Annotated in this window: 14 protein-coding genes, 1 tRNA gene and 1 pseudogene; 2 read left to right on the top strand and 14 right to left on the bottom strand. The window is 60.8% G+C overall.

Annotated features, from left to right (window positions below; all coding sequences use genetic code 11):
* Window positions 1-59 precede the first annotated feature (59 nt).
* The gene (locus AWB82_RS00195; RefSeq protein WP_086964640.1) at window positions 60-1,511 is read right to left on the bottom strand and encodes an aldehyde dehydrogenase family protein; all 1,452 of its coding nucleotides are present in this window, start codon (window positions 1,509-1,511) and stop codon (window positions 60-62) included.
* A 507-nt stretch (window positions 1,512-2,018) separates the two neighbouring features.
* On the opposite strand from AWB82_RS00195, the gene AWB82_RS00190 reads away from it, so the two are divergent.
* Window positions 2,019-2,360 carry a zinc ribbon domain-containing protein YjdM gene (locus tag AWB82_RS00190; protein ID WP_086964639.1) on the top strand — a complete coding sequence of 114 codons (342 nt, stop codon included), beginning with the start codon at window positions 2,019-2,021 and terminating at the stop codon, window positions 2,358-2,360.
* Window positions 2,361-2,431: 71 nt separating this feature from the next.
* Here AWB82_RS00190 and AWB82_RS00185 read toward each other — a convergent pair whose 3' ends face one another.
* The 9 genes and pseudogenes from AWB82_RS00185 to AWB82_RS00145 all read right to left on the bottom strand — a co-directional run.
* Window positions 2,432-3,310, bottom strand: a complete 879-nt coding sequence (locus AWB82_RS00185) for a metal-dependent hydrolase (protein ID WP_086964637.1) — start codon at window positions 3,308-3,310, stop codon at window positions 2,432-2,434.
* Window positions 3,307-4,404 carry a sterol desaturase family protein gene (locus AWB82_RS00180; protein WP_235023128.1) on the bottom strand — a complete coding sequence of 366 codons (1,098 nt, stop codon included), beginning with the start codon at window positions 4,402-4,404 and terminating at the stop codon, window positions 3,307-3,309. The genes AWB82_RS00185 and AWB82_RS00180 overlap by 4 nt, the downstream gene beginning before the upstream one ends.
* 5 nt (window positions 4,405-4,409) lie before the next feature.
* Entirely contained in the window at window positions 4,410-5,081 is a 672-nt protein-coding gene (locus AWB82_RS00175) for a phosphatase PAP2 family protein (protein WP_235023127.1), read from the bottom strand.
* Between the two features lie 2 nt (window positions 5,082-5,083).
* The gene (locus tag AWB82_RS00170) at window positions 5,084-6,373 is read right to left on the bottom strand and encodes a F390 synthetase-related protein (RefSeq protein WP_086965134.1); all 1,290 of its coding nucleotides are present in this window, start codon (window positions 6,371-6,373) and stop codon (window positions 5,084-5,086) included.
* Window positions 6,373-7,128 carry an MBL fold metallo-hydrolase gene (locus AWB82_RS00165; RefSeq protein WP_235023126.1) on the bottom strand — a complete coding sequence of 252 codons (756 nt, stop codon included), beginning with the start codon at window positions 7,126-7,128 and terminating at the stop codon, window positions 6,373-6,375. The genes AWB82_RS00170 and AWB82_RS00165 overlap by 1 nt, the downstream gene beginning before the upstream one ends.
* Before the next feature lie 28 nt (window positions 7,129-7,156).
* Window positions 7,157-8,170, bottom strand: coding sequence for an NAD-dependent epimerase/dehydratase family protein (locus AWB82_RS00160; protein ID WP_086964631.1), 1,014 nt, complete (start codon window positions 8,168-8,170; stop codon window positions 7,157-7,159).
* Window positions 8,167-9,111: a 3-oxoacyl-[acyl-carrier-protein] synthase III C-terminal domain-containing protein gene (locus AWB82_RS00155; RefSeq protein ID WP_327343724.1), complete on the bottom strand. Its 945-nt coding sequence runs from the start codon at window positions 9,109-9,111 to the stop codon at window positions 8,167-8,169. The genes AWB82_RS00160 and AWB82_RS00155 overlap by 4 nt, the downstream gene beginning before the upstream one ends.
* Window positions 9,112-9,150: 39 nt before the next feature.
* Window positions 9,151-10,302, bottom strand: coding sequence for a fatty acid desaturase family protein (locus AWB82_RS00150; RefSeq protein WP_235023110.1), 1,152 nt, complete (start codon window positions 10,300-10,302; stop codon window positions 9,151-9,153).
* A 595-nt stretch (window positions 10,303-10,897) separates the two neighbouring features.
* Window positions 10,898-11,255 (bottom strand): annotated as a pseudogene (locus tag AWB82_RS00145) (transposase); the annotation flags it as partial.
* A 1,361-nt stretch (window positions 11,256-12,616) separates the two neighbouring features.
* On the opposite strand from AWB82_RS00145, the gene AWB82_RS00140 reads away from it, so the two are divergent.
* Entirely contained in the window at window positions 12,617-13,573 is a 957-nt protein-coding gene (locus tag AWB82_RS00140) for a M23 family metallopeptidase (protein ID WP_235023109.1), read from the top strand.
* A gap of 222 nt (window positions 13,574-13,795) precedes the next feature.
* On the opposite strand, the gene AWB82_RS00135 is transcribed toward AWB82_RS00140, so the two are convergent.
* The 4 genes from AWB82_RS00135 to AWB82_RS00120 all read right to left on the bottom strand — a co-directional run bounded on the left by AWB82_RS00135 (window position 13,796) and on the right by AWB82_RS00120 (window position 18,831).
* Window positions 13,796-13,872: transfer RNA gene (locus tag AWB82_RS00135), tRNA-Ile, on the bottom strand.
* Between the two features lie 124 nt (window positions 13,873-13,996).
* Window positions 13,997-16,054: an RNA polymerase sigma factor RpoD gene (rpoD, locus tag AWB82_RS00130; protein WP_086964625.1), complete on the bottom strand. Its 2,058-nt coding sequence runs from the start codon at window positions 16,052-16,054 to the stop codon at window positions 13,997-13,999.
* A 427-nt stretch (window positions 16,055-16,481) separates the two neighbouring features.
* Window positions 16,482-18,365 (bottom strand): DNA primase, encoded by a 1,884-nt coding sequence (dnaG, locus tag AWB82_RS00125; protein ID WP_086964623.1) that lies wholly within the window; start codon window positions 18,363-18,365, stop codon window positions 16,482-16,484.
* A 19-nt stretch (window positions 18,366-18,384) separates the two neighbouring features.
* On the bottom strand, window positions 18,385-18,831 hold the full coding sequence (locus AWB82_RS00120; RefSeq protein ID WP_086964620.1) for a GatB/YqeY domain-containing protein: 447 nt from the start codon (window positions 18,829-18,831) through the stop codon (window positions 18,385-18,387).
* Window positions 18,832-18,871 lie beyond the last annotated feature (40 nt).

The raw sequence follows: 18,871 nt of genomic DNA, 5'->3' as shown, positions 1-18,871 counted from the left end.
CCGGACCGCCCGTTTGCGTTCGGGCGATGCGCCGCGGTTGCCCGCGGCGACTGCGTGACTCAGGGCGTCAAGGCGACCCAGACCGCCTTCGGCTCGGTGAAATTCTCGATGGCGACGTCACCGTGTTCGCGGCCGAAACCCGAATCGCCGCCGCCGCCCCACGGCAGACGCACGTCTGTAAAACCGTAGGTATTGATCCAGACCGTGCCCGCTTTCAGTTCCGCGGCCATGCGATGCACGCGGCCGATATCCGCGCTCCAGACGCCTGCGGCAAGACTGTAGGCGGTGCCGTTGGCGATGCGTAGCGCGTCGGCTTCGTCGTCGAAGGGAATCACGCTCGCGACCGGACCGAAGATTTCCTCCTGCGAGATGCGCATCTCGTGCTCGACGTTCGCGAACACCGTTGGCTCCACGAAATAGCCGCGCTCGCCCGAACGCTTTCCGCCTGCCACGAGCGACGCGCCCTCGCCTCTGCCGATGTCGACGTAGTCCAGCACGCTCTTCATCTGCTTGGCGGAGATGAGCGGACCCATGTTGGTTTCGCGTTTTGACGGCTCGCCGAGCTTGATGGTCTGCGCGCGCTGGGCGAGGCGCTCGACGACTTCGTCATAGACGGCGCGCTGGGCGAGGATGCGCGAGCCCGCCGAGCAGACTTGTCCGGCGTTGAAGAAGATGCCGGAGGCCGCCGCACGCACGGCGCCGTCGATGTTCGCGTCCGCGAAAATCACGTTGGCGGACTTGCCGCCCAGTTCGAGCGTGACGCGCTTGAAGTTGCCCGCCGCGCCCTGCAGGATGCCGCGCCCGACGGACGGCGAACCGGTGAACGTCACCTTGTCGACGCCCGGATGCGCGACGAGCGAATCGCCGACGACCGAGCCCTTGCCGGTCACGATGTTGAGCACGCCCGGCGGCACGCCTGCTTCCAGCGCGAGCCGTCCGACCATCAGCGCGGAGAGCGGCGTGATTTCGGCGGGCTTCACGATCAGCGTGCAGCCGCAGGCGAGCGCGGGCGCGATCTTCCACATGCCGATCATCAGCGGAAAATTCCACGGGACGATTGCGGCGACTACGCCGACCGGCTCGCGCACGGTGTAGGTCAGCGCGTCGGGGCGCGCGGGCACGACCTGGCCGTTGATCTTGTCGCACCAGCCGGCGTAGTACGCGAGGGTATCGATGGCGGCGGGCACGTCCTGGCGCTGCACGCCGGAGATCGGCTTGCCTGCATCGAGACTTTCGAGCGCCGCGAGTTCTTCCTGGTTTTCGCGCAGCAGGTCGGCGAGCTTCATCAGGATGCGGCCGCGCTCCGCGGCGCGTATCGCGTTCCACGGTTTGAGCGCGGCGCGGGCCGCCTGCACTGCGCGGTCGACATCGGCGGACGTGCCCTGCGCCACGCGGGCGATGGGGTTTTCGGTCGATGGATCGAGATTCGTCGAGTAGTCGCCTCCGCTTGGCGGGACGAACTCGCCGTTGATCAGCAATTCGTAGCGCTTCAAGTCCGCAGTGCTTTCCATGTCTCGCTCCATGTGCTTTTAAGAATCACTTCATGTTGCGGGAGAAAAACCATCTACGAAAGCAAAACATTTTTATTGTTTGTATAGGGCGGAATGTATGGACGGATATAGCGCGAGGTTGCGAGGGTCGTGGTCCAGTGCTTTGAGCATTCGCGGGATGCGTGCTCGTGCCCTACCTGTTCATCCAGACTCAATGCCTCGCCTTCCGGAATCTCGCTGCCGAGGCACGGACAGACGAACGGGCACCAATTCGCGCGAACGATTTGCTGAAATGATCTGGTCAAGGCTGTGGATCGAAGCTGCACTTATCGACGAGTCTTTCGGATCGATTCATCCAAAAACATTCTTGTGCCAGATAAGCCCTTGCCTGATTGCGAGAACTACACCGTGCCTTAAGGGTGGACTATTTCCGCGGCCCCGCATGCGATCGACTCGTTGCATCGGCCTACTCTCAGACAGCGATATACTCCCGCCATCGAAATCGCCGCAAGGCATCAAGGAATACGTATGAGCGCACTACCTCCCTGCCCCAAATGTCAATCGGCATTCACTTATGAAGACGCGGGCATGTATATCTGTCCCGAATGCGCGCACGAATGGTCCGCGCAGACGAGCATTGACTCCGAACCGGCAACGAAGGTCTATCGCGATTCCGCCGGGAACATTCTTCACGATGGCGACACAGTCACCGTCATCAAAGATCTAAAGCTCAAGGGCGGCGGTGGAGTTGTCAAGATGGGCACAAAAGTCAAAAACATCCGACTCGTCGACGCCGATCACGACATCGATTGCAAGATCGACGGTTTCGGAGCGATGAGCCTCAAGACGGAATTTGTCAAAAAGGCTTGATGCATTTCACGTCGGGGCCGGAAGTCGTCCTTCATGATGAAACAATCCGGCCAGCCGTACCCTGCTCGTAATCATTCGCCACTATCGCGATTCGACCCGGCCTTCGCCATCGCGTCGAAACGAGGCCTGTACTTTCTGATCAAGTCCCGATTATCGTGCTGCCACGGATGAAATCCTGGTGCGAACCACGCAAACCATCGCGGCGTCATACGCGTCAACGTACCCGGCGAGATCAACTGGTCACGCAAGAGTCGCATCCACCCTCTCAGGTCGCGAACCCGCCCGTCGCAACGGACCAATGAAAACGTCATGCGCCACAGCGGCGTGGAAAAAATGAGCGTCACGGCGAGCATCGCGGTGCAACGCATCACGTAGCGACGGAACGATCCAGGAACTGCCGCCGCGAATACATCGAAGGCGACCGCCTTGTGCTCGATTTCCTCTAAAGCGTGCCATCGCCAGAGGTCGGCCACTCCGTCGCAGGCATCGACAAACACGTCGGGACTGCGCAGGAGTTGATCGGCAAACATGGCCGTGAAGTGTTCGAGACACGCTGTGATGGCGAGGCGGACACTTGGCGGCAGAAAGCGGCGAGCGAAGGCCTGTTGCGCCGCCACTCGCGCTTCCAGCGCCCGAACCGGCAGGCCTTGCGCCGCGAGTTGAGCGTTATAGCGAAGATGTTCGCGGGTGTGCAGCGCTTCCTGCGCCACGAATTCCGCCGCCTCGCGCTGCAGTTCGGGATTGTCCCGAATCTTCTCGCGATGCAGTTGCACCGCTTCGATGAAAGCGCGCTCGCCCTCGGGAAACATAAGCGACATCGCATCATAAAAGCGGGTTCGATGGCAATCACTCGCCAGCCAGAAGCGTGGCATAGGCCCAAGCAGACGGAAATCGATGTCACGCCGTTCGAACGGCTCAGCGTTGTGTGCGCCGTTGTTCGTCCGTGTCATTTATTCGTATGCCCTTGGGCCAGTCCGCCGGCCGCTGTGACGATGCCATGCAACGGAAAGGCAGCTAGCGCGAACAGGCCGACAGGATCTCGCAAACCGAACGCCAATGGCAAAAGCAATGCCGCAGTAACGCCGATTCCGATCCAGCAAGGCAGTCCCCATGCGCGCCCATCAGACATGCCGCCAAGCGCGAGTGTTCCGAGGAAGATCAAGGTAAAAAGCACCCACTGCGTTTGACCCGGCCACGTACCGTCTCGATGAATGTAGTAAGCGACAAGACCGAACAACACCAGGCCGCCCATGCCGATCAAGAACGGCGAAACGACCGACTTGCCTTCTGCGAGCGCGGGAGTAGGCATGCCGACGAGACGCAGCAATGGCGCGATATTCGCCCAGAACGGATTGGTCGATTTGATCGGCTTCGCAATGCCAAGCTTCACCGGAATTGTCGGCAACTGCGCCTGAAACGAGCCGAACAGCTTGTCCCAGAGAAGGAAGGTTCCACCGAAATTGCGATCGCGATATTCCGGGTTGTGCCCATGGTGCACACGATGATGCGCCGGTGTGACGAACACGTGTTCGAGCCAGCCCGAGTTCTTCACGACGCCGTTGTGATTGTAGAACTGCACCGTGTAATGCAACGTCGAGACGGCGACAAACACTTCGACAGACACGCCCGCCAGCGCCAGCGGGATCGTGGTGAACGGGAGCGTCGTCAGCGACGAGAGCCAGCCATTGCGAATGCCAAGCGACAAATTGAAATGCTCGCCCTCGTGATGAACGACGTGAACCGCCCACAGCGCGCTAAACACATGATGAAGCCGGTGCATCCAGTAAAAACCAAGGTCCCAGGCAAGCAAGGCGAAGACCCATACGACGGCCGGATGCCAACCATCGACCCAATGTAGATTCACGTGCTGCAAGACCCAGGCGAATACCGCGATCTCGAAGCCCCGCAGCAGCCACATAAGAATGTGCCCGGAGTCGAGGTTGAATATGACATCGCGCCACGGAATCTCGCGGCCTTTGCGATGATGCGTGAAGTACAACTCGGCAAGCACGCAGGCCACCATACCGAGCAAAGGGAGCGCCATGGCGTTCAAGATCGAGGCTCCATGTTTGAATCAATTTCGGACGACGCTGCCGTGCCGCCGGGCAGGAAACCGGATGAAGTGGATCGCTTGCCGACGCACGCGACCGCGTACGCGCAAAACAGGCCAAGCGCTGCGCCCGACGCGAGATCGATCGCCAGATGCCGGCGTGTCTGCAAAACCGACCACATGATGCCGGCAGCCCAGATCAACGAAAACGCGGTGCGCATCGGACGATGTCGATTCCACAGCGCCACCATACCGAGCGTCGTCAACGCTCCGTGCAGTGAGGGCAGGCAGTTTTGCGGCGAGTCGTTCGCGGAAAGCAGGCGCAAAGCCGTCGCGCTCATCGTGTTCGATGCATCGACGGGATAGACGAGCGTCGTGGGCCAGGTCACGAACACAATTGCGGCGAGCACGCCACTCAGTTGCATCCCGAACATCAGCTTTTGGACGCGACGCACATCGGCGCAAAGGTACGAGATCGGCACGAACGCGAAAAACGAGAGATACAACCAAACCGCCGATACGTCGAACGGAATAAGGCGATCCAGCACGCTCTCGCTCAGCAGATGCGCTTGACCCGAAGCGTGCCGCCCGATCGAATAGCACACTCCGACGGTGCCCCATCCAGCGAGCATCATTAGCAGGCGCGCGAGAACCGGAAACCGCTGATACATACTCAACCCAATCCTCCCGTCTGCCGAATGATGCGTCTGCGTTTCGCGCCGAGATTTATCGGTGGCAAGAGATGACTCAAGCGCCATTCGAGCTTTGCAATGTCGATACCCTGTTGCTCCAGATGACGATCCAGGCGTTCACGGCATGCCGATATTTCGTCATACGAAGTATCGGCGTAAAGTTCCAGCCGTGCCTCGCCCACTTGAATCAGCCGATAGTCCGCGTGCAGCGATAAGCTCTGCGCGATGGCGCGCGAGAGTCCATCGGCAAATACCGAGACAATCGAACCATCGCGCGCAGGTAGTTTCAGCAGATCGTCGCACCGTCCTTCGATTCCATCCAACGCCATTTCAGGGCTCCCGCACGGGCATATTTCCGTACGCCTGATAAGAATGTCGTCGAGGCGATATCGCACGATCGGTTGCGTGTGCCGGGAGAAATCGGTGATGACGGGAAGGAACCGTTGTTCGTCGAGCCACTGAGGCTCAACGTGGATATGCGCCTCATTGAGATGCAGCGTGCCGTGTGCACAGGTCGCCCCGAGAAAACCCTCGGTCGCCTGATACACCTCGCCGACCTCTCCGAACGCCTTGGAAAGCAATATTCGATCGAACGATTCCAGCACTTCCGCGCCCGATATGACCTTTCGCGGATGTAACGTAAGCTGGCCACCGAGCTTCGCGTCGGCAAGCATGCACAATACTTGCGCCGGCGCCACGACGATGGTCGGCGCGTAGCGCTCAAGGCGTTCAATCTGCTCGTCAAGCGACTCCATCAGGTCGAAGAATTCGAAGGAGAGCCACGGACTCCGCACCGTCGCATATAGATTGCTGTTCGCGCGCAGAAACAGCGCTACGCGTTCGCCGGCGAAAAGTCCGCGAGGTAAAAGACGCGCAAGCAAGGCGCCCGCCCACGCGGCCTGCTCCTTCGGACTCACGACGAACACGCCGCGCGAGCCGGACGTTCCCGAAGACAGGCCCACGCTGTAGCCATCGACTCCGGGCGTGAAATCGCGCGATTGCTCTGCACGTCGTGCGCAATCGAGCACATCGTCGAGCTTGAGTCCGGCAGTGTTTATCGTGTCGAAGTGGGCCATCATCGCCGGCTTGGACATGATTGGCCACGTGTCCAAAGGCTGCGTGCGATACGGCGAGAAATACGGACTGTGAGCAAGCGGCCCGGCGATGAACTTGCGCAACATCGTGCGTTGATGTCGTTCGAGGTCTTCACGTCGTTCGAATCGCAAGCGGCGTGTGCGATGGTATGACCAGAGAATTCGCGCCAGCCGCATCATACTGCGCCCTCATGCGTGAGAAGAATTCGCGCTTGGCCGTTCCGATACAGCGAGTTCAGCTTACCGAGCGTCTCGCGATATTGATGAGAATCTTCCATGATGATGTTCGCCAACCTCGACGGTCCGACCAGACTCCGATAGCTCTCCGGCGACCACGCCGAATCGGAGGCCAGCAATACCCAGCCGTCATCGGTCGCAACGAATGCGCCGATGTGCCCCGCCGCGTGGCCGGGCAACTCGACAATCAGAAATTCGCCCTTCGAACCCGGGACGGCATAGGCTTGCGTGAAGGGAGATAGTGCCTGTGGCAACGCCACACGATCGAACGTTTCGATCTCGGTGATCGACGTTTCGAAGTCGCCCGGAATCAAGCCAGGAACGAAACCTCTGGTCAGCGCGCCAACTCCGCGCAGAGCGCGCGTAGCTGCCCAGCCTGATCCGGAAAGCCACGTTGGCGTGCCTTCGAAGTCCCGCAAACCTGCGATGTGATCGCCGTGAAAATGCGACAAGATCACGGCGTCGAGGTCGCGCGGATGAATGCCGCGCGCACGCAACTGACGTACGACCGATTCGCTCTCGTCAAAGAAGACCGGCGTCACGCGTCGATACCATGCGAACAGACCACTTCGCGTGCAGTCGATGAAATGCGACGCATAGCCGGTATCCCACAACCAACAGCCGTTCGCGGATTCAATCAGATATGCGCGCGAGGGAAAGCAGCGCGTGGACAAACCCGCTCCTTTTAGCGCCATGCAACCCATGTGCGTGCAATAGCCAGCTTCAAGGACCGTAATCGTCGCCATGTGCTCGAATCCATTTCCGTGTCTTCTCGATTGCTTGTTCGAGCGACACGATCGGGTGATAGCCCAAGATGCTTTCTGCCTTCGATATGTCGAGCGTCATGTCGTATCGAAGCACGCCGATGCTGTATCGCGTGAACAACGGCTCGCGTCCGCTGAGTCCGGACGCCATCTGCATGAAGCGTGCGGCGCCGTCGAGCAATGGATACGGCATCGAAACGATGCGATAGGCCATGCCCAGTGCGGGAAGCAGCGCGTCGAGCATGCCGCGCAAAGTCGAGGGCTCGCCGTTGGTAATGTTGAACACGTCGCCCGAAGCAAGCCCCTCGCATGAAGTGGCGAGTTGCATGGCGTGCACGACGTTTTCCGCGTACGTGAGGTCCAGCAGCGCGGCTCCGCCGCGCGGAAGCGGCAAACAGCCGTGACGCTCACGCAAGAGTCTTACGATGCGTGGCAGTAGAACGGCATCGTGCGGACCGAAAATGCCGCGTGGCCGAAGCATCGCGAATGTCGTTTTGGGGCTGCGCGATGCAATCTTCTTGATGACGTCTTCCGCTTGCGCCTTGGTTCGCGCGTAATGGTTCGCATACCGAGCCGGACGAAACGTCTCCGGCACGGCGATGCGATCGCGGTAGTCGAAATAGAGCGACGGCGTCGAGATGTGAATGAAGCGCCGCACGCCGTTTTGGACTGCGGCCTGCGCGAGACGCTCGGTCGCGCCGACGTTGATCGCATGAAAGTCCTGCGCGCGTCCCCACGGCGAAGACAGCGCCGCGCAATGCCAGACTGTAGTCACGCCAGCAAGCAGGCGATCGATTTCATCGGTGCGCGCCGTGGCAACGTCCGCGCGGATGAACTCGACGCCCTGTGCGCGCAGTGCCGCGCCTGCCACCGTGTTTCGCCCTGTAGCGCGGACCGAGACGCCCTGTCTCTTGAGAAAATCCACGGCATTGCGTCCGAGCCCGCTCGTCGCGCCGGTCACGAGAACAGTCATAACCTGATGATCATCCCGCCTACCGTGAGACCGGCAGCCGTACCCACCAGCATCACCCTCTGACCGGCTTGTGCGCGTCCTGTCAAGAACGCTTCGTGCAGCGCGGTCGGAATGGAAGCGGCGACTTGATTGCCATGTGTCGCGTAGATGTCGACGACGCGCTCGGGCGCGACTTTCAATCGTGCCGCAACGTGCTGCATGCCCAGATGACTCGCTTGATGCGGGACGATCGTGTCGATGTCGTCGAGCGTGACGTGTGCGTCGTCGAGCAACCCGGCCAGCAGACCATCGAGCACGCTCGCACTGAGCTTGAATACGCGCTTACCGTGCATGCGAAAGAGGAAATCGGCGGCGTCGACCCCGACACGCGGATTGCGGCGCGTGCCGCCCGCGCGAATCTCGCAATAGGCTTTGCCTTCCGGGAACGTCTGCAGCCGGTAGCTCTCTATGCCGCGCGTGCCATCGCCGCGCTCGACGACGACCGCAGCCGCGCCATCGCCAAAGATCAGCGACGCTTCCGGGCAACCCCAATCGATACCTCGGGACGCCAGATCGGACGCCACGATCGCGATGCGTCGATGTGCGCCGGCGTTCAGTAGTCCAGCCGCCACCTCCAGCGCGACCAGGAAACTGACGCAGCTGGCGCTGATGTCGAAACCCGGTGTACCCGGCCGCAAGCCTGCAAGATCCAGAATCCGGCACGCTGTCGAGGGAAGCGCCTGCTCCTGAACGCCAGCGGCAGACAGGAGCAAATCGATCGAACTCGCGTCGATGCCGCCTCGCGCCAACGCATCGTCAAGGGCGCGCGCCGCGAGCGCCGACTGACTTTCGTCCGGACCGGCATGGTAGCGATATCGAATGCCCGAACGCTTCTCGACGTAGCCCGAAGGTTTCGCGAGCGTGATATCGAGTTCGGCAGAAGTTACCCGGTGCGCAGGCAAAGCTTTGCCTGACGACAATATGCTGAGCGGAAGCATTGCTTATTGGTCCCGTCGGGCGTTCGCGACTGCGGGACGCTGTCCCATCGACTTCAGAAAACGCTGTTGTGCGCTGAACAGTTCGGCGTAGGAAAGGCGGCGATAAGGTAGTCCGTGATTTTGCGCGGCCTCCTCGACGATATCGGCAAGCGCCGCGTAATGGCGATGGCCGTACGAAGGAAAAAGGTGGTGCGTAAGGTGCAAGTGGAGTCCGCCCAGCAATCCCTGCAGAATGCGCGATGGAGGCGTCCAGTCGCAGCAAGTGAGGAATGCATGTTCATCACGCGTGTGCGGCAGCGCCTCGCCGTCGCTCACATCGAAGAACTGCGTGTCGGCCCAATGCGTTCCAAGGAGCAGCATCAGGAGCAGGCTGGATGCCGTAAAAACCCCCAGCACGTAGCCGCCCAAGACGACGCCATAACCGACCTTCGGTCCGACAACCCAGAGCGGCGCGACCACGAACGTCGTAATATGCAGCGCCTTCGATGCGAGAAAGACGCACCAGCCGCGTACGCCTGGAAGCAAGCGATCCGTCTTGAGCGGCGTGAGCCCCAAACGGTCGGTCCAATCGTAGACGATCGCGATGTACGGCATGGAAAGGCCTGCGATCAAGGGCCAATAGAGATGCTGGAAGCGAAACTGCGAATACCAGGGCTGATATGGCGTCTGGCGGAGGAACCGGTTTGCTTCCGTATCGAGGTCATGGTGCTCGATGTTCGCATTCGGATGGTGGTAACGGACATGCCGCACCTGCCAATACGTGGGGTCGATTCCGAGGGGAAGGCTAACCAGCCGCATCACGATTGTGTTGGCCAGCCGCGAGTGAAGCAAGGCACCATGCGATGCATCGTGCATGGTGTTCACCGAGAGAAGCACTGCAGCGATGTACATCGCCACGTACAGCCCGACGAAGGCGAAAGGGCTACTCGCCTTCATCGAATAGATATACAAAAGCACTGCAGCCGTCAGCAGAAGCAGTGCCTTGACGGCGGTCTTCGCATTTCCGTACCGATGATCGCAATCGAGATCAAGGTAAGCTCGGGCGGCGACGCGGATCTCGCTGGAAAATCCATCGGGATGGGTTGACCGAAATCGCGGGCGTTCCGAATGCAAAACGGAAGCGGAGGTGTTGTGACGATGGCCCGCTGCGCTCAATGGTTGCACCGATGTTATTGACGACCGATCATTATTTCAGAGTGCGAATTAATCGGAATGGTGCTTATTGTAATTTTTGATGCTTGAGGAGGACGAACTGCGATACCAGAGGATTGAAAATCGGTTTGCGGCATCTTGGACGGTCGAGTCATTTCCTTCCAGCGAACCGCTTGCATCGATCCGGAGAGCGGTAGGGGCCTTTGCTTCGGTTGGTTCCTGTTCGAGGGACAGCCATACTATTTCGACACGCGGATCAGCTGATCTCAGTGGGCGTGCAAGCGACTGCGAAAACGCCGAGTACCAGATCGCCGTCTTCGTTCGCGGCGGCGTTGTTTGCCCGGCCACGCAGTGGATGAACGGGCGCGAGGAAGCCGAAGGCTTGGGCGGGGAATTCGCGAGCCTTGACCGCCGGGACGCGGTGGAACTCGTCGAGCGCATGTTACGGAGGTGGGTCCGCGATTCGAGACCTGGCGTCACGCTGAGTTCTAGCGCTCGCGATTCGCGCTCTGTTTCCGAATAGGGTCACAGTCCGCACCGTCGCTCACGAAGTGCTCGAATTCACGCCTCGACATTGCGCCTGCCGATGTACGTGTGGCCCGTCGGCGCTTGCACGGCGAGCCCGGCACATCGAGCGCAGACGGTGCTCGTCGATATGGGCCCGCATGAACGCTACTTTGCCGCTACCCCTTTGCAAAGTACGCGGCGGCCTTTTTTTGAATGTCGCGCTCCTCGGTCACCCGCTTGAGTTCGGCCTTCAGTCGCCGCACCTCGGCGCTCTGGTCTAGTTCCGCCTGCCGCACGACGTCCGGCTTATCCAACCTCGCCCGCTACGCATACAGGCTGTGCGTCGTAATGCCCAAACGCTGGGCCACATCTGCCACCGAATAACCGCGCTCGGCTAATTGCCTGACGGCTTCGATCTTGAATTCGTCCGTATACCGCTTGCCGCTCATACTGACCTCCGGAAGAGATGAGGAAATGCATGGCAAGGCCCTTCATCGATATCGCCGTTGCGCTGCGGACCATTTGAACGTACGTCGCCATTTTCCGCCGGCTTTCTCCCGCAGTTGAAGATCGTGATAGCCGCCGGTCATGGAGGGAAGAACGTAAGCGCATTCGCTGCGTCGGATACATCGTGGCTTCGCGTGCCATCCTTGGCCACTCGCCCGCGATCATTTTGTCGAAAGCCATCGGCTCGGCGAAGACTACGCGCAGCGCCTGCCCGTCGATCACGAAAAGATACAACGCTTCAAAATCCGCACCGCCTCCAGCGTAACCCTCACTCCATCCAGCACGCACGCCGAACGCAGGTTCGCCTGCGCGGATCTCATACGCAGCGAGATCGAAGCGAGACCAACTGGACGGCAGGGCCTCGGATGCGTCTCCTGCGTTGCTCGCATCGACCCCGACCGGCGGATCGATGTTCGTGTGGCTCCAGTCGGTCGGCGTGGCGACAGGTGCCTCAGTTCGCGCCACGAGCCGCGGTGCGCCGCCTTCCGCGCTTTCAAAAACACCGAACCAAACATGCCGCGGGTCTGCGTCGCCACTGCGGAAGCTGTTACACGATGCAGGTGCGTACTTCAGTGCGGACGCGGCAAGTTCCGGACTGTCCGCAAGACAGACCATAGCCACGTAGCTATTCGGCCGCAGCGGCCAAGGTTTCGCACCCGACAGTACGACGCTACGCGCGTCCCGACCTGGAGCCAGTTGTTTGACGAGGAATGCGGTGGTGAAGCCAGCGGGCAGCTTTGTACCGAAGCCATCGGGCTTTGGTGCATTGCTCATCGAATGGTCGAACATCTTCTGAGCGTCAGTGGTTCGCATGGCGCTTCGTACGCCAGAGAGTGAATGCACTGTCGTGTCCGCGTGTACAGCGGACAAATTCAAAACGAATGCGAGAACAGCGAGGCCGAATGAGCGATGAAGCGATACATGATGTGTCATGGGAATAGCACAGGTTTAAATTGCAAACGACGGTATTCTTTCTTGACAGGCCAGCGCTGCCACACCGTCGATATGTTCCTGCGCACCTATGCGAAGTGGATCGATGGCAGTCGGAACGACCTGGAGATGACGCGGCTGGAGGATGCGCTCACGAATCCGGAAAGTCGCTCAAAAGCGTCAGCGGGAAACAGGCTTTTGACGAGTGGTGATGGTGCCACAGCAGACCGTCGGTGTCGGCTGGTCTGTTTGTCGCTGTGCATGTTCGGCTCCGTCTCACACTTATCCTAAATTTATCTGATTTGTCCGATAGGTTGCGATCTGACGTGCTCTTACCATCTCGTAATTCGCACTTGGTTGCAGAGAGGTAAGGGTGGCTTCAGTCGTCTCGCGCTCGAAAAACGATGTATACATGGTGATACGGCGCGGCGCGCTGCGCGCCATCATTGGCAGCGCGTGCGCGGCGGCCGCGCTCGCACTAGCTATCGGCCTTGCGCTTGGGCACCACAACGCCCAGCCGCTGCGTGCGCGCCAGGAGCCGGCGAGATCTTCTACTGTCCGCCCCACCGCATTCCCCTCCCCTTACTCGGCAGCCGAGTTCGCGCGCCTGCGGGCTGAGAACGCCTCGCTGGATGCGCGCGCCGAGCGGCTCGCCGCGCAGCTCGACACCCTTAGCGCGTTTGACCAGCGCCTGCGCGCACCGTCGCCGCGTTCGACCGCCAGCCGCGCGGTGGCGGCGACCTCGGCACGCGCGCCCGATAGCAACGCCGCAGGCGGCCCCGAGCTGCCGCCCCGGCCTTGCCACGCCGCCGGAGCGCCCCTAGATCCGCAAGTCCCTCGCGGCGAACTCGACTGCCTGGCGTCGACGCTTGGCGCGCTCGAACAGGGCGTGGCGCGGCACGAAGCGGCGTGGGAGGCCTTCCCGGGACGCCGTCCGCTCGCGCTCGGACGCAACGGTTCAACGTTTGGCAACCGCCTCGATCCCTTCACGCGGCAACTGCGTTTTCATCCAGGTATGGACCTGGTCGCCCCGACGGGCACCCCCGTCCTCGCTGCCGGCGCCGGCCGCGTGATCCACGCCGGACCGATGCCGGGCTATGGCAACACCGTTGAGATCGATCACGGCAACGGCTTTATCACGCGCTACGCTCACGCCTCGAAGATCGAGGTGCGCGTCGGGCAGCAAGTGCAACCGCGCGAGCCAATCGCCGAAGTCGGTTCGACCGGTCGCTCGACGGGCCCGCACTTGCATTTCGAGGTACGCGTGGGAGGACAACCGGTCAACCCGGCCGACTATCTTGCGCTCTTTGCGAGCGCCTCCAGTGGGTGACGCCGGAGGGCTTGTTGCGAGGCCGATTTATTCTGGGGAAGGGAAACACCCGAGCCTAGACGTCGGCCGAACGGGAACGGATGGGGGATGACACGGCGCAAACGCAGGATGGGCAAAACAGCACGGTGCGAGGCCGAGTGGGTCACGTCGCCCACATCGTCCCTGAAAGCCGCTCGCCAGGGACGAAAAAACACTAACCCTTTGATTTCACAACGAAACACATGGTGGGCCGGGTGGGACTCGAACCCACTATCGGTCGATTATGAGTCGACAGCTTATACCAATTAAGCTTCCGGCCCTTTGCAGGCAGAGCGGCAAAAAGAAAGCGCCGCAAACGGCGCTTTCTGTCACTTCCGAACATTGCGCGAGGCGACTACGAAGGGTAGCGAGTTTGCCTCACAACGCCTCTCAAAACAAGTCCCGTCAGTTTCCTTCCAGGAACGACTTCAGCTTGTCAGATCGGCTCGGATGCCGGAGCTTGCGCAGCGCCTTCGCCTCGATCTGGCGAATCCGCTCGCGCGTCACGTCGAATTGCTTGCCGACTTCTTCCAGCGTGTGATCCGTGCTCATCTCGATGCCAAACCGCATGCGCAGCACCTTCGCCTCGCGCGGCGTCAGCGAGTCGAGCACGTCCTTCACGACGTCGCGCATCGATGCATGCAGCGCGGCGTCGGAAGGCGCCACCGTGTTGGTATCCTCGATGAAATCGCCGAGATGCGAATCGTCGTCGTCGCCAATCGGCGTTTCCATGGAGATCGGCTCCTTCGCGATCTTCATGATTTTGCGGATCTTGTCCTCCGGCATTTCCATCTTCTCGGCAAGCGTCGCCGGATCCGGCTCCAACCCGGTTTCCTGCAAGATCTGCCGCGAGATGCGATTCATCTTGTTGATCGTCTCGATCATATGAACCGGAATCCGGATCGTGCGCGCCTGGTCCGCGATCGAACGCGTGATCGCCTGACGAATCCACCACGTCGCGTACGTCGAGAACTTGTAGCCGCGACGATATTCGAACTTGTCGACCGCCTTCATCAGGCCGATGTTGCCTTCCTGAATCAGATCGAGGAACTGCAGGCCACGGTTCGTGTACTTCTTCGCGATGGAAATCACGAGACGCAGATTCGCCTCCGTCATTTCGCGCTTCGCCTGACGCGCCTTCAGTTCGCCCGCCGCCATCTGCCGGTTGGTTTCCTTCAGGTCCTTCAGCGGCAACACGACGCGCGCCTGCAGATCCAGCAGACGCTGCTGCTGCTCGCGAATCGCCGGAATATTGCGCTCCAGCACCGCGCTGTACTCATGACCCTCGGCGACGACCTTGTCGGACCATTCGAGATCCGTCTCGCTGCCCGGGAAACGCGTGATGAATTCGGCGCGCGGCATGCCGCATTTGTCGACGACGGTATGCAGAATCTGCCGCTCGACCTGGCGCACTTCGTCCACTTGCGCGCGCAGCGTATCGCACAGGCGCTCGACGGTGCGCGCCGTGAAGCGAATGTTCATCAGCTCCGTCTGGATCGCTTCCTGCGCCTTCAGATACGCCTTCGACTTGTAGCCTTCCTTCTCGTAGGCGCGGCGCATCTTGTCGAACCATTCGCTGATAAGCGCAAACTTCTCCAGCGACTGAAGCTTGAGCAATTCGAGTTGCGCGGCGTTGGCGTTGGCTTGCGCGCTGCCGTCGTCCTCTTCTTCCTCTTCCGCGTCGCCTTCTTCCTCGGCTTCTACCTCTTCCGCTTCGATCGCTTCCGCTTCCTGCTCGGAGAAGCCATCGGTGTCCTGCGCGTTCGGATCGATCAGACCATCGACGAGTTCGTCGACACGGACTTCCTCGTTCTGCACGCGTTCGGCCATCGCGAGAATGTCGGCGATGGTCGTCGGGCAGGCGGAGATCGCCATGACCATGTGCTTGAGGCCGTCCTCGATGCGCTTCGCGATCTCGATTTCGCCTTCGCGCGTAAGCAGTTCGACCGTGCCCATCTCGCGCATGTACATGCGGACCGGGTCGGTCGTGCGGCCGAATTCGGAATCGACCGTGGAGAGCGCGACTTCGGCCTCTTCCTCGACTTCGTCGTCCGACGACGCATTCGGCGCGTTGTCGTTCAGCAGCAGCGTTTCGGCGTCGGGCGCTTGTTCATACACCGCCACGCCCATGTCATTGAACGTGCTGATGATGCCTTCGATCGCCTCGGTTTCCGTGAAGTTGTCCGGAAGGTGATCGTTGATCTCGCCATAGGTGAGAAAACCGCGCTCCTTGCCGAGCTTGATGAGCGCGCGCAACTTGCCGCGGCGCTCTTCCAGTTCCTCGACGGTGCCGGGCGCGCTCGACGAGAACGCGTCCTTCAGGAGCGCCTTTTCCTTCGCGCGGCGATCGCGGGCCTTGGCCTTTTCGACCTTCGCCGCAGGAGCGGCGCCAGACTCTGCGTTTTGCATTGCGTCGTCTTCGACGGATACATCGTTCAGCTTTTTCGTCATGGAGTTCGCCATACCGGCTTTAGTCTCGACTCGCGGCTGCTGGACAACAGCCGATGGAACCGTGAATACCCAATACGCGCACGCTGCTTCGTCCTGCGTGCCCTGCCCGGGGCTCCACCGCGGTTCGAACGAGTGTGAATCGTCTCCTCGCCCTACCCTCGATAGCAGCCGCTTCCCTTAAGCCCGTCTGTACGTCGGCGTGCTTATCGGCCCGTTTCGTGCGACTTATGCGGCGTATGCCACCTACAACCACGGCACGCCGCATTCCGGACAGCCGATTCAGCCAGCGCCTTCCTGCTTTCCTTCCCTATGCGAACAACGTCAAATGCCCTTTGCCAACTACTCGACCGCTACCGTTCACACACCGTAAAAAAGCGTCTAAAGCGCCTTGAACAGTTGACAAAAAGCAATTCGGTTTGAACTTTTTATTATAGCATTCTCATCTTGCGCCATCCGGGCTCGCGCCCCGCCCAGCCTTGATCTGGGCCACTCTCGCCGAGAGTTCCGAGAACTCCGCCACCTCTTCCGCCGACAGGCTGGATTGCCGCGCAAGTTGATCCAGCCGCGCCCGGTAGCTGTCGTGCCTCAACTTCAACACCGTGGCCTGCAATTCTTCCGCGAGCAGGCGCTTTTGCTCCTCGACTCGCTGCGCCGCGTCCTCGTCGGACGGATCGCGCATCAGCAAATCGCGAACGTTTTCATCATAGGCGAGAATTTCCTGGAAGATATCGTCGTACGTTGGCGCGTTTGCTGCATTTCTCAAGATCTCCGAGAGCAGTTGGAATTGCGCCGCAGTGCCGAGTTCTCGCGCGTGCGAGATCACTTCGCTGAACAGTTCGCCGTGCTCGGTCATCGTCACGAGGGTGCGCTCGGCGTCCTGATCGAGCGAAACGGCGATGCCGGGGTACATCACCAGATTGCGTAGCGCGCGTTGTTCCTGCCCGGTCACGCGGCGGCGCTCGCTTTTCGGCACGTTCGCGCGTGCGACGGCCGCGGCGCGCGAATCGATGTCGCACAGCGCGGCGATCTCGGTGAACGGCGTGTCGAGCCGGTCCGCCAGCATATGCAGGATCTGCACCCGCAGCGCGTTCGCGGGCAACGCCTGAAGCAGCGGTTTCGCGTCGAAGAGCGCTTTGGCGCGGCCTTCGGGCTGCTCCAGTTCCTTGTCGTTCAGCACCTCGTTCAGGAGGAACTGCGACAGCGGCATGGCGCGATCGACCTGCTCGCCGAATCCGTCCGTGCCGAACTCGCGCACGTAGCTGTCGGGATCGTGTTCTTTCGGCAGGAAGAGGAATTTGACCGTCCGGTTGTCCGCGGCGTGCGGCAACGCCGCTTCCAGCGCGCGACGCGCGGCGCGCCGGCCGGCCGCGTCGCCGTCGAAACTGAACACGACCGCATCTGTCTGACGAAACAACTTCTGCACGTGAACCGGCGTGCAGGCCGTGCCGAGCGTCGCCACGGCGTTCGCAAAACCCAGTTGTGCGAGCGCGACGACGTCCATATACCCTTCGACGACGAGCACGTAACCCAGTTCACGAATCGCGAGGCGCGCTTCGAACAGCCCGTACAGCTCGCTGCCTTTGCTGAACAGCGGCGTCTCCGGCGAGTTCAGATATTTGGGCTCGCCGCCGTCGAGCACGCGACCGCCGAAACCGATCACGTTGCCCTTCACGTTGCGGATCGGGAACATCACGCGTTCGCGGAAACGATCGTAGCGTCGCGCCTGCCCTTGAGAATCGGTTTTTTCGCTGACGATCACGAGGCCCGACTCGACCAGATTTTCATCCCGATAATCGGGAAATGCCGATTCGAGGTTCTGCCAGCCATCCGGCGCGTAGCCGAGTCCGAAGCGCGCGGCGACTTCGCCCGTCAGCCCACGCTTTTTCAAGTAGTCGATGGCGTTGGACGCCCCGCGTAATTGCTTGCGATAAAAATCGCACGCGGTCTGCATGACTTCCGTCAGCGCAACGCTGGCCGCCTTGCTCGGCGCGCTCTCGGCGCCGCCAACTCCACCACGGAACGAGTTGGAAGGCTCCTGTGGAACCGTCAAGCCCGCGCCTTGCGCCAGGTCTTTCACGGCCTCGGGAAATGTGAGGCCGGTGTGCTCCATCAGAAAGCCGATCGCGGTGCCATGCGCGCCACAGCCGAAGCAGTGATAGAACTGTTTGGTCGGACTGACCGTGAACGACGGGCTCTTTTCGTTATGAAACGGGCAGAGGCCCATAAAGTTCGCACCGCCCTTTTTCAACTGGACGTAGCGGCCCACCACGTCGACGATATCGACGCGGTTGAGCAAATCTTGCAGGAAAGCGTGCGGAATCACCGAATCAGAATCGCGGACGTTACTTGGCGAGTGCGGCTTTCACCTGCGCGGAGACGGCGGTCATGTCGGCTTTGCCGGCAAGCTTCGGCTTCAGTACGCCCATCACTTTGCCCATGTCCTGCGGGCCGGCGGCGCCCGTCGCGGCGACAGCGGCCTGAACTTCGGCGGCGATCGCATCGGGGGAAAGCTGTTCGGGCATATACGCCGCCAGCACCGCCAGTTCCGCCTTTTCCTTGTCGGCGAGATCGGTGCGGGCCGCAGCCTCGAACTGGCTGATCGAATCCTTGCGTTGCTTGATCATCTTGTCGATGACGGCGGTGATGGCCGCATCGTCGAGCGTGACGCGATCGTCGACTTCGCGCTGCTTGATTGCCGCGAGCAGCAGGCGAATCGTGCCGAGACGCTCGGTTTCTTTCGCGCGCATGGCAGTCTTCATGTCGTCGCTGATCTGGTCTTTGAGGCTCATCGTTCACCCGGTGCAATTACGAAAGTTGGATTCCGGCCGG

The organism is Caballeronia glebae (assembly GCF_001545035.1).
GTDB classification, from domain to species: Bacteria; Pseudomonadota; Gammaproteobacteria; order Burkholderiales; family Burkholderiaceae; genus Caballeronia; species Caballeronia glebae.
Note: the sequence above shows the minus strand (reverse complement) of the source record. Positions and strands in the feature narration are given on the sequence as shown.